Annotated in this window: 9 protein-coding genes; 7 read left to right on the top strand and 2 right to left on the bottom strand. The window is 42.1% G+C overall.

Translation table 11 applies throughout. The annotated features are described in order from the left end of the window. Positions 1-45: 45 nt before the first annotated feature. The 6 genes from JW841_12695 to purE all read left to right on the top strand — a co-directional run bounded on the left by JW841_12695 (position 46) and on the right by purE (position 6,651). Positions 46-1,434: an alkaline phosphatase family protein gene (locus JW841_12695; GenBank protein ID MBN1961795.1), complete on the top strand. Its 1,389-nt coding sequence runs from the start codon at positions 46-48 to the stop codon at positions 1,432-1,434. Continuing rightward, the gene (locus tag JW841_12690; protein ID MBN1961794.1) at positions 1,435-2,853 is read left to right on the top strand and encodes an efflux transporter outer membrane subunit; all 1,419 of its coding nucleotides are present in this window, start codon (positions 1,435-1,437) and stop codon (positions 2,851-2,853) included. Continuing rightward, positions 2,853-4,157: an efflux RND transporter periplasmic adaptor subunit gene (locus JW841_12685; protein ID MBN1961793.1), complete on the top strand. Its 1,305-nt coding sequence runs from the start codon at positions 2,853-2,855 to the stop codon at positions 4,155-4,157. Before JW841_12690 ends, JW841_12685 begins: the two co-directional genes overlap by 1 nt. Next, complete coding sequence (locus tag JW841_12680; protein MBN1961792.1) at positions 4,154-4,849, top strand: ABC transporter ATP-binding protein; 696 nt, start codon at positions 4,154-4,156, stop codon at positions 4,847-4,849. The genes JW841_12685 and JW841_12680 overlap by 4 nt, the downstream gene beginning before the upstream one ends. A 12-nt stretch (positions 4,850-4,861) precedes the next feature. Next, a complete protein-coding gene (locus JW841_12675; protein ID MBN1961791.1) occupies positions 4,862-6,064 on the top strand; it encodes an ABC transporter permease in 1,203 nt (400 codons plus the stop codon). A 128-nt stretch (positions 6,065-6,192) separates the two neighbouring features. Beyond that, on the top strand, positions 6,193-6,651 hold the full coding sequence (gene purE / locus JW841_12670; protein MBN1961790.1) for a 5-(carboxyamino)imidazole ribonucleotide mutase: 459 nt from the start codon (positions 6,193-6,195) through the stop codon (positions 6,649-6,651). A gap of 288 nt (positions 6,652-6,939) precedes the next feature. On the opposite strand, the gene JW841_12665 is transcribed toward purE, so the two are convergent. Continuing rightward, entirely contained in the window at positions 6,940-9,360 is a 2,421-nt protein-coding gene (locus JW841_12665) for a Smr/MutS family protein (GenBank protein MBN1961789.1), read from the bottom strand. A 377-nt stretch (positions 9,361-9,737) separates the two neighbouring features. Here JW841_12665 and JW841_12660 point away from each other — a divergent pair, with 377 nt between their 5' ends. Next, a complete protein-coding gene (locus JW841_12660) occupies positions 9,738-11,051 on the top strand; it encodes an inositol-3-phosphate synthase (GenBank protein ID MBN1961788.1) in 1,314 nt (437 codons plus the stop codon). Between the two features lie 12 nt (positions 11,052-11,063). On the opposite strand, the gene JW841_12655 is transcribed toward JW841_12660, so the two are convergent. Continuing rightward, on the bottom strand, positions 11,064-11,654 hold the full coding sequence (locus tag JW841_12655; GenBank protein ID MBN1961787.1) for a superoxide dismutase: 591 nt from the start codon (positions 11,652-11,654) through the stop codon (positions 11,064-11,066). Positions 11,655-12,035: the final 381 nt, after the last annotated feature.

The following is a 12,035-nucleotide window of genomic DNA, read 5'->3' as shown; positions in this document are numbered from 1 at the left end:
AAATGTCAGTGGTTTAATATATGTTTTTTAACTATGAGGTAAAAAATGAAAAATCGATGGCAGCAGTTAATTTTCATAGTTTTATTGGTTTGTCTGCCATCTATCTCTGCTTATGCAGATAATTTAGCCTCAAAACGAGTTGTTATCATTGGTATCGATGGTATGACCTACCAGGTGCTTAACCCACTGATTGATTCTGGCCGTTTGCCAACTTTAGCTCGTTTAATTAATAAAAGCGCGCGTGCAATACTTCTTTCAGAAAAACCTATGCGCTCTCCCGCGCTTTGGGCAACTATTGCTACCGGGCAGCCTCGAAAAATTCATGGCATCTATGACTTTATAACTGGCTCACCATATTGGCCGTCGTCTCTACGCCATAAAGAACAACAATTAGTTACCTCTGATATGCGTCACGCTGAAGCACTTTGGCAATTTACTAGCGATGCTGGAATGCAAAACTTAGTAGTTGGATGGCTGAATACTTGGCCGGCAGAATCTCTTTTAGGGGTCATGGTCTCACCTTATCAGGCACTCAATCCTAAAAAACGCAGCAACATTAAAGGCCGTATTGTAAGCTACGCTCGCGATCAGGTGTTTCCTGCTGCTGTATTTGAAGATATTCGGCCACTTATTGTTGATCCACGAAGCGTATCAGCTAAAACACTTGCACGTGTACTAGATGCTCCGCCGACGCATTCTAGCATTTATAAAAAAGCAAAAGTTTTACATCGGTATATTTATTCAACTCGCTACTCAATAGCTTCAGCTGAAACCAATACAAAAATCATTGAATCGTTGTTAGCTAAGTATCCTAATACACAATTAGTCATGACTTATTTTGATGGTATTGACACTATAGGACATCGCTTTTGGATAATGCGTGAGCCACTAGCTACACTGCAAGCACGACTAAATGCTCATAATATCGATCCTGCTATAGCAGTCGAGCTTAAAAGTCGCTTCGGTCACGCTGTTGAGGGTTTATATGAACTAGTTGATGGTTTAATTGCACGTATTGAAAAAGCTGCAGGCCCAAACGCTACTATTATAATGGTTTCAGACCATGGTTGGGGATTATCACCAGGAATTGCTGCTAATTTCAAAAACGTGCCGTTTGATGGTGAACATAAATTAGATGGCGTTTTTATTGCTAGCGGTCCATATATAAAAAAAGGTCAATACAAAGTGCTCACCCAATATGATGTGGCACCAACAGTTTTACGATTGCTTGGTATTACTCCACCATCTTTACTACCTGGTCGCGTTATAAGCGAATTAATTGACTTAGATGGATTAGGCCCAGCAAAAATAAACGCAATTGCTAGCCGCACAAACAGAGCAGAAGTTAAATCACCCACTCAACCAACGACAGTAAAACCAGATTTTACCGACGAAGAATTCGAGCGTTTGCGATCACTTGGATATATTAAATAGATGAACACCCATAAAACTACATTATTACTTGTTTGCGGCTTTTTTCTTGGCGCTTGCGCAGTCGGCCCTGATTATCAACGCCCACAAGTCAGCTTGCCTAATCAATGGCACAATCTGCAACAAGACAGTGCACCTAAGATTAAACAGACTAGCAAGTCAGATTTAAATAAATGGTGGCAACTTTTTAATGACTCTTTATTGAATCAATTAATCGAGCAGGCCTTAAACGATAATCTTGATTTGCAGCAAGCAAAAGCACGGCTGCAGCAAGCACGCGCCAGTCGTTTAGCTGCTATTGTCGAGTTACTGCCACAAGCATCGGTTTCAACTTCTGCTGCACGTCGTTATTCTAGAGCCAACGCCACTTTAGGATCGACCACTAATCAATATAGCGCTAGCTTTGATGCAAGTTGGGAAATGGATATTTTCGGAGGCGCTCGTCGAAGCGTAGAAGCAGTCACCGCTGATCAAGAATCTTTTGATGCTGCTTTAGATAATACTCGCATATCACTGTGTGCAGAAGTTGCACGCACCTATTATGAAATTAGATCTCTAAAATTACGGGTAGATATCGCACGTAAAAATTTAGAAACCCAAAATCAGACATTACAGTTAACTAAATTTCGTGCCGAGGCTGGTTTAGTCAACACTCAAGATGTTGAACAAGCCACTAGTAATGTTGAGCAGACCAGAGCACAACTGCCAACTTTAGAAATACAATTGCTTGAAGCTGAGCATAGTCTCGATCTTCTCTTAGGCCAAAACCCAGGTACCTTACACAAGCAGTTACATACTGCTACTGAACTGCCTGAGATCCCTAATCAAATTGCGGTTGGCATTCCTGCCGATAGTTTACGCCAACGTCCAGATATAAAAATAGCCGAACGAAATCTTGCTGCTGCGACTGCACGAGTAGGTATCGCGACCGCAGCATTATACCCTTCTTTAAAACTTTCAGGTTCTATTGGGGTTGAAGCGTTAACTCTTAGTGGTTTGGGCAATAGTGATGGTTTTTTCTATTCATTAATCGGAGGTATTACTGCACCTTTATTTCATGGTGGACGTTTGCGGGCTCAAGTAAAAGTGCAAGATGCTATACGTGAGCAAGCGTTATTGACTTATAAGCAAACTATTTTAAATGCTTTACAAGAGGTCGAAAATACTTTGGTCGCTTTAGTCCGTAATACCCAGAAAGCAGAAACTTTAACCCGTGCCGTTACTGCCGCACAAAATGCTAGCAATTTAGCATGGCAGCGTTATAAAGCTGGAGTGATTGATTTTCAAGCAGTGCTTAACACTGAGCGCTCGTTACTCTCTCTTGAAGATAATCTCGCTAGTGCGCGAATCGAAAAGATTTTAACCCTCATTCGCTTATATAAAGCGCTTGGTGGTGGTTGGCGTGAGAAGGAATCAACATGATGACTAATCTAAAATTACATAATTTAAATGATAGCGATGAAAACGCTGCCTTAAATAATATTCTTTCTGGTGAATCTAAAAGTTTTTTTGCAGGTCGCCGATTTCTAATATTTGCCATCATTGCTGCTATTATTGTTGCAGTAATATTATTATATTTTCTTAGCAATGATTCACCTATAGCTCTGCAATACAAAACTAAACCAGTATCAATTGGCAAGCTTGTTGTCCGAGTGTCTACTACCGGTAACTTACAACCAATTAATATGGTTGAAGTTAGTAGTGAATTATCAGGTATTGTCACCGAGGTATTAGTTGACGAAAACGATGTTGTTAAAAAAGGTCAAGTATTAGCTAATTTAGATCTCTCAAAACTTAAAGACACAGTAGAAAAATCTCAAGCGAGTTTAGTAGTAGCACAAGCGCAAGTGAAACTGGCGCAAGCCACCGTAACAGAAGCAAGTACAACTGTTGACCGTTATAATAAGGTTTTTGAGTTATCCGGTGGCAAAGTACCATCAAAAAGCGAAATGGATGCAGCCATTGCTAGTTTAAAGCGTGCTGAAGCTAATGAAGCCAGTGCTCATGCAAGTGTTGCCCAAGCAAAAGCCAATTTACAATCTGATCTTACCAATCTCAGCAAAGCTAGTATTCGCTCACCTATTGATGGCCTCGTTTTATCGCGAAGTATTGAACCCGGTCAAACAGTTGCAGCTACTCTACAAGCACCGGTGCTATTTACGCTGGCTGAAGATTTAACTAAAATGGAGCTTAAGGTTGATGTAGACGAAGCTGATGTTGGACAAATCAAAGTTGGTCAACAAGCCTCGTTCACCGTTGATGCATGGCCGGGACGTAAATATTTTGGCGTTATCACTCGCGTTGGCTTTGGATCACAAATCGTTGATGGCGTTGTTTCTTATCCCACCGTAATCGCCGTACAAAACGATGATCTTAGCTTGCGTCCGGGCATGACTGGTACTGCTGATATTATTACCGTAACCCGCGATAAAGCGCTGCTAGTTTCTAATGCTGCTTTGCGTTTCACTCCACCAGTTATCGACAAAACACCACAAAAGCCTCAGAATTTTATGGGTAAACTTATGCCCCGACGGCCTCATCCACAACGTAATGTAATAATACAGCCGAACCCTAATGCACCACGGGTTTGGATTTTACAACACAGTAAACCTGTGCCTATCGATATTAAAACAGGTGCAAGCGACGGACATGTTACGGAAATTACCGGTGGTGATATAAAAGAAGGCACTGAAGTCCTTACTGAAGTAATTAGGCCTAAATCATGACCAATAGTAATTTTATCACTCTCTTTGGGGTTACTAAAACCTATGGCCAAGGGCAGGCGGCTTTTCATGCGCTAAAAGGTGTCGATTTTTCTATTGCTGCTGGTGAATTTGTAGCCATCATGGGCCCTAGTGGTTCAGGCAAATCAACTACAATGAATATATTAGGATGCCTAGATACGCCGACCAAAGGGTCGTATGAATTTATGGGTGTACGTGTTGAACGACTGACACAAAATCAACGCGCTTTACTTAGACGATATCAACTTGGTTTTATTTTTCAAGGTTTCAACTTATTGGCACGCACCACGGCACTAGAGAACATTGAGTTACCGCTGATCTACCGTCGTGAGCCTGCTTTGCAACGTCATAAGGCAGCAAAAGCTGCTCTTGAACAAGTTGGTCTAAATGGTTGGGAACACCACAACCCCTCTGAATTATCGGGGGGGCAACAACAACGTGTTGCTATTGCTCGCGCGATTGTAACCCAACCTAAAGTCCTTTTAGCCGATGAGCCTACGGGTAATCTTGATACACATACTAGTGCTGAAATAATGAACTTAATCACTCGTTTTAATCGCGAACAAGGGATCACCGTGTTAATGGTTACGCATGAATCTGATATTGCTGCATATGCCAAACGCATTATCCATTTCATTGATGGTCGTATAGATAGTGACCATAAAAAAAGCTAGGACCAGTTTAAAATGTTGTGGAATACTTTTTTATTAGCACTACGAGCAATTCGCCGTAATGTCATGCGTTCGTTCCTTACTATTCTTGGTATTGTAATTGGTATTGCTGCCGTGATTACTTTAGTCACTGTTGGTAATGGCGCCACCAAATCGGTTGCTGACCAAATCGCCAATATGGGCACTAATCAAATCATCATTATCCCTGGACAACACTTTGGTCCTGGTTCATCGGACGCTCCTAATTTTAAGCTGGTTGATGTTCAATTAATCAGTGAGCAGCTATCTTCGATTAAAGCTATTGCCCCTATTTCAAACAAATCGGTAACTGCGATTTATCAATCAAGAAATTGGTCGACTGTCATTTTTGGTACTACTAATGATTACTTTGTCTCTTCAAATTGGGAATTTGCCGAAGGACACCAATTTAACGATACTGATTTAAAAACAGGCAAAGCTGTTTGTGTAATTGGTGAAACCGTACGTGAAAAATTATTTGGCCAAGAAGCTCCGGTTGGCAGCGAAATACGTATAAAAGGCTTTGCCTGCGAAATAATCGGGTTACTTAAATCAAAAGGGCAAGCTGGTATGGGGCATGATCAAGATGATGTAATTGTTATGCCTTTGCGGACTGTGCAGCGCCGTTTACTAGGGTCGTCAGATATAAATCGTATCATGGTTGCAGTAAATGATGGTGACTCAATCAATAACGTTAAAGCCCAATTATCATCACTACTACGCGAGCGACGCAAGCTAGCGCCCAGTGAAGATGATGACTTTAGAATTTTAGATACACGTCAACTTGCTGAAACCTTTACTGGTACCACTAAAATCCTTACCATGCTCTTAGCGGCTGTGGCTGCGGTAAGCTTATTAGTCGGCGGCATTGGTATTATGAATATAATGCTAGTCTCAGTTACTGAACGCACCCGCGAAATTGGTATTCGCTTGGCAATAGGCGCTCTTGGGCGTGAAGTGTTATTGCAGTTTCTCATGGAATCAGTGGTGTTATCTGCCATAGGTGGTCTTATCGGGGTGGCTTTGGCAACTGGCGGTTCTATTGCTTTAACTAGTATAATGAATGTACCTTATATATTTGATTCAAAAATTAATATCATCGCTTTATTATTTTCTGCTGCTATCGGTGTAATTTTTGGTTACTTTCCAGCACAGCGTGCAGCACGGCTTAACCCTATTGATGCGTTACGCTATGAATAAGGGGGTGTCCCTAAATAAGCTTGGCATAATGTTGTCTGTAGGCTAACAAGCCATAAATTCTTTAAAAAAATGCTAGCTACGGAGTCACGGTAATGAGCCAAGATAAACCAAAGATTGTCAGTCTTATTATGGGCAGTAAAAATGATTGGTCGATTATGTCAGCAGCAGCAGATATTCTAGATGAATTTAATGTACCTTACGAAGCTGAAATTATTAGTGCCCATCGCACCCCAGACCGTGCGCTTGCATACGCTGATGAAGCTGAGAGGCGCGGTATTGAAGTAATTATCGCTGGGGCTGGAGCTGCAGCACATTTACCCGGTGTAATTGCTGCTAAAACAATAATACCGGTCCTAGGTGTTCCTATCTCAGCTACTGACTTACGGGGGATTGACGCCTTGCTATCAATGGTTCAGATGCCCAAGGGTGTGCCCGTTGCCACACTCGCCATTGGCAAATCTGGTGCGGCAAATTCCGCTTTATTAGCTATAAGTATTATTTCACAAAATCGTCCAGATCTACGTGAACGCCTACGTGCTTGGCGACAAGCCCGCCGTGACGAAGTATTGCAGCAAAAGTTACCATAAATGATATGTACTAATGGGTAGTACTAAGTAACCACTATAGAATCGGTGTGCGTATCGAATTGCCTCACAAATAAGGTAACCGAAGCTAAGATCATTTAAGGGTCGTTGGCTCACAAAACAATGTCACCCGATAAAGCGATAAAACACGGTGTCACTGAGGGCCCGACACTAATGCCTCGCAATAAAAAAACCAGAGAACCATGCCAAACGATAAAAATCACTTTATATTTAATAGCGTTAACTTCGTATGATACCCCGTAATGGGAGCTAAAAGAAGCTGATATGCCCTCAAGCACTAACTATCTCTACCACCGTAACCCCATCGCCGCCTTCATAGCGGTCACCCGGCCTGCTGCTAGCTACATAAGGTGATTTCTCTAAAGCTTCACGCACCATTTGCTTTAAAATACCACTGCCATGCCCATGAACAATAACTATACGGGTAGGGCCATATAAATAACGCTGGTCTAAAAAACGCTCGACTTCGCTCATTGCTTCATCAGTACGCATACCGCGAATATCGCAGCGGGTATCACTACTGCCCTCAACTATAGACTCGCTAAGTTTAGACTCAGCCTTTGCTAAACGTCGATGGTCACTTTGACTTTGCTTACTTTTTTGAACAAGTCCGACCAAATCTTTTAATTTAACCCTTGTATTTAAAGTACCAATTTCTACTATCGCGCTTTTACCAGCAAGTTTGATTACCCGACCCTCTTTATCTAATGAGACAACTTTAACCCATGTACCGACATCGATTTCTTCGGTAGGCACCAGTGCTTGAGCACTTTCACCAACATCTGTCTCTGCTTGCAGTTTAGCGATATCGTATTTAACCTCATTTGCTAGTTCTTCTAAGCGCTGCTGAGCCTTTTGCGCACCGCTAATACTTGCTTTTGCTTGCAATTCAGCAATCATTTTTGTTGCTTGGCTACGTCTATCTTCAAGTTCTTTAAGTAGCTCATCGTTAATTTGCAATTTAAGGTCACGACGCGCTTGCTCAAGCTCATTTTTGCTAGCTTCTAATTGCTGTTGGGTTTTAGCTGTAGCTTCACGTTGCGCCGCTAATTCTTGCCGCTCTGTTTCTACTTCACGCTCTGCAACTTCTAAGTGAGTTAAAGCCGCAGCCAATAAACCTTCACCACGCAGATATTCACGCGCGCGACTAATTACATTTGTAGGTAACCCAACACGTTCAGCCATTTCAATAGCACTTGAAACGCCAGCAGCGCCAATCTCAAGACGATAGGTTGGAGCAAGTGAGATTGGATCAAGCCCAACACGAGCATTAATAAAACGCGTATCAGTAATACCTAAAGCTTTGACTTCATCAAGGTGAGTAGTTGCTAATACGCGAGTACCGGCATCTAGCAATTGTTCTAAAATAGCTCGCGCTAAAGCGGCGCCTTGAGTGGGATCAGTATCTGCTGCAATCTCATCAATTAACACTAACCAACCAAAGCCGGCTTGTTGCATAGCTTCTGCAATGGCGCTTAGATGCGCAGAAAAGGTTGATAAGCCCCGCTTAAGATCTTGCTCATCGCCAATGATACTAGTCACGCCATAGAATAACGGCATACGCGAACCCGCAGCTACCGGTATCGGCAATCCCGCTCGCACCATAAGAGAACATAACCCCACCGCAGCAATACTTACGGTTTTACCACCAGCATTTGGGCCCGAAACGATCAGCGCCTGTGTTGGTGTGCGTAAAAATACATCGTTTGCCACTACAGATTTACCCTGCAAAGCCAACACCGGATGGCGCATCTGGCGTAAATCTATGTCAGCAGTAGCATCAGCTAATTCAGGAGCATTGGCATCTAGATCATTAGCTAAGTGGGCACTTGCTTGAATAAAGTCTATTGTTCCAATACTGTCGACCGCGTGATCCAAATCGTTTTCACGATCACCAACTGACGCAGAAAGTTCTTGAAGTATTCGTTGCTCTTCTTCAGCTATTAGCGATTCAGCAATAGCTAATTCGTTACCTAAATCAACTAACGCTTGCGGTTCAATAAAAAGTGTCTGCCCAGTTTGTGAGGCGTTGTGCACAATGCCAGGTACACTACTTCGAAAAGAAGCATTAACCGGCAGCACATATCGTTCAGAGCGTATTGAAAAATAACGATCCTGCAAGTAAGGCGTAAAATTTTGGTCTGCAAGCATCGTATCGATTCGTCGACGTGCCTCACTATGCAAATTGCGTGCACGGCGACGGTATGCAGCTAAAGTCTCGCTTGCTTCGTCACGAACCCGACCAGATGGTTCAAGCATATAATCAATACGGTTGGCTAATGCGGCAAAATCGCTTATCCCAGTACTTATAGCCGCCAGCTCGGGCATGGTTTCACGGCGCAAACGCAGAAAAGATCGCACATCCATTGCCGTGCGCATCAGTCCATGGCAGGCACGTAATTCTTCACCGTTAAGAATAGCGCCTTTAGCTGCACGGGTAGCAAAAGGGCGAATATCAGTAGCTCCGCTTACCGGCAGTATTTTTTCTTCACGTAAAATCTCACGAACTTGCTCAATGCGAGTCAAAGAAAGCTGCACTTGATCACGGTCAGTAAAAAACTGGTGTTCTAAAGCAAGCTCGCGACCTCTTGAAGTACTCGTTCGCTCCGCTAAAACGGCAACAATGACGTCAAAGCCAATTTGTTTGCGAGTTGATGCTGAAATATGAAATTTTGATATTAGCACGGTCATAAAAATAATTGGGGGTGTCCCTAAATGTTGGACTTAAGAAATTCACAAAAGCCGCGTAAACGATGGCCGCGCGCGCAACAAAATCATGCTGAGGCTTGCTTGTGGCAAGTCGCAGGCAGGATTTTTGCGAGCACGCGGTCGTAAGTAGCGGATTTCGCGAAGATCGACGGGAGACATTTAGGGACACCCCTGGTTATGCCCCCATAGATTACCTAGGACATACGCTTGCTGACAGCAAGGTTGAAATGGGTACATTAATATAGCTTGCCCTCTGCGGGGTAACTGTTATTAACAGCTTCGGTGTTGAAATAATGTCACTTTCTAAAACGTTTTTATCTCTAAGTAAAAATTAGTACTGCTTTGCGAGGCATACACAAATGAAAAAACCTATCGCTATTAAAAAACCCACCGGCAAGCTTGGAATTTTACTCCCTGGTATGGGTGCTGTGGCAACAACATTTATCGCTGGTAGTTTACTAGCCCGCAAAGGTTTAGGTAAACTATTTGGTTCACTTTCACAAATGGGCACTATTCGGCTTGGTAAACGCACCGAAGGTCGCAGCCCCCTTATTCGCGAATTCATTGAGCTTGCTGGTCTAAACAATGTTGTCTTTGGCGGCTGGGATCTTTTTACTGATGATGCCTACACTGCCGCTTGCAAAGCAAAAGTCTTAAATCTTGAACACTTAAATCTCATCAAAGATGAAATTAGCAGCATCAAGCCCATGCCTGCAGTGTTTTTTCCTGAATATGTCAAACGTCTTAATGGTGAACATGTAAAGCAAGGCAAAAATAAAATGGAACTTGCTGAGGCTATACGAGCTGACATACGTGATTTTATTAAAAAAAACAATCTTGATCGTGCCGTAGCAGTATGGTGTGGATCAACCGAGTCTTATCAAGAACTTAGCGCAGTGCATCAAAAAATTGAAACTTTTGAACAGGGACTGCGCGATTCTCATCCTGCAATAAGCGCTTCAATGATCTATGGTTATGCCTGCATACAGGAAGGCGTGCCATACGCAAATGGTGCACCGCATCATACAGTTGATATACCAGCGCTAATTGAACTTGCAAAACAACGCGAAATCCCCATTTCGGGCAAAGATTTTAAATCTGGTCAGACGTTAATGAAAACCATTATTGCCCCAGGTTTAAAAGCTCGCTTGTTGGGCATAGATGGTTGGTTTTCAACCAATATTCTGGGTAACCGCGATGGTGAAGTTTTAGATGAACCAACAAATTTCCGCAGCAAAGAAGTTTCAAAGCTTGGTGTTCTTGAGACTATTTTGCAGCCAGAAATTTATCCTGAATTATATGAAAAAATGTATCACAAAGTTCGTATTAACTATTATCCACCGCGCGGTGATGCCAAAGAGAGTTGGGATAATATAGATATTTTCGGTTGGCTAAATTATCCAATGCAAATCAAAATTGACTTTTTATGCCGCGATTCAATTTTAGCCGCTCCAATTGTGCTTGATCTTGCTTTGTTTATGGATTTGGCTCATCGCGCAGGTTTTCGCGGTATCCAAGAATGGCTGTCATTCTATTATAAAAGTCCGATGACCGCCCCTGGGCTTTATCCAGAAAATGATATTTTCATCCAACTAATGAAAATGAAAAATATGCTTCGTTGGATGAACGGCGAAGAAGTAATTACTCATTTGGGTCATGAATACTACGACTAAAAAGTAAAATGATTAAGCTTTTAAATTGGCAGCAACAAAATCCCAGTTAATAAGCTTATCTAAAAATGTCTGCACAAAGTCTGGGCGACGATTTTGATAGTCTAGATAATATGCATGCTCCCAAACATCACAAGTAACTAATGCTTTTAGTCCAGTTAACATTGGCAATTCAGCATTCGTTGTTTTAATGACTCTAAACTTACCACCATCAAGACAAAGCCATGCCCAACCACTACCAAACTGTGAAACGGCAGCATTTTTAAATTCTTCTTTAAATTTATCAAGACTACCGAAACTTTCGGTTATCAAAGAAGCTACTTCACCCTGCGGTTCACCGCCACCATTGGGTTTGATAGAGTTCCAAAAAAAGTTGTGATTCCAAACTTGAGCAGCATTATTAAATAGAGGTCCCTTATCTTTTGCGGCGCCCATAATAATAGTTTCAAGGCTTTGGTTGGCATAAGCCGTACCATCAGTAAGCTCATTGAGTTTATTTAAATAAGCTGTGTGATGCTTGCCATAATGAAAACTAATCGTTTTAGCAGAGATTAACGGTTCAAGGGCTGATTCTACCCAAGGGAGAGGTGGAAGAGAGAATGCCATATCAATTGTCCTTTCTTAAACCTTAACCACTTTGAATATGTGTAATCTGGCAATATATGTACGTCACGGCAAGTACTTAGCTAATTTTTTAGTAACTTCTAAATAAATGCTGGCAAAAATTAAAATTCTTGTTATCTCGACCTTCATTAAGAAATCTTATATTTAAATGCATAAAGAAGATCTCTCACTACGTTCGAGATGGGCGGGTCCATAGATGACATCCCTCTCACTGTCGCTTACGATGACCGCCATGTTTCGTCAGCACGTATTGAGAAGTTACATTTTCTAACTGTAGAGCCACTTGCAAAAATACCATAATAACCTTTTCATCGTCACCCTCGCGAACGCGGGGGTCCATAACATATTGTTTTTACATAACAT

Source organism: Deltaproteobacteria bacterium (genome assembly GCA_016931625.1).
Classification (GTDB): Bacteria; Myxococcota; XYA12-FULL-58-9; order XYA12-FULL-58-9; family JAFGEK01; genus JAFGEK01.
This window is presented reverse-complemented; position numbering and strand designations above follow the sequence as displayed.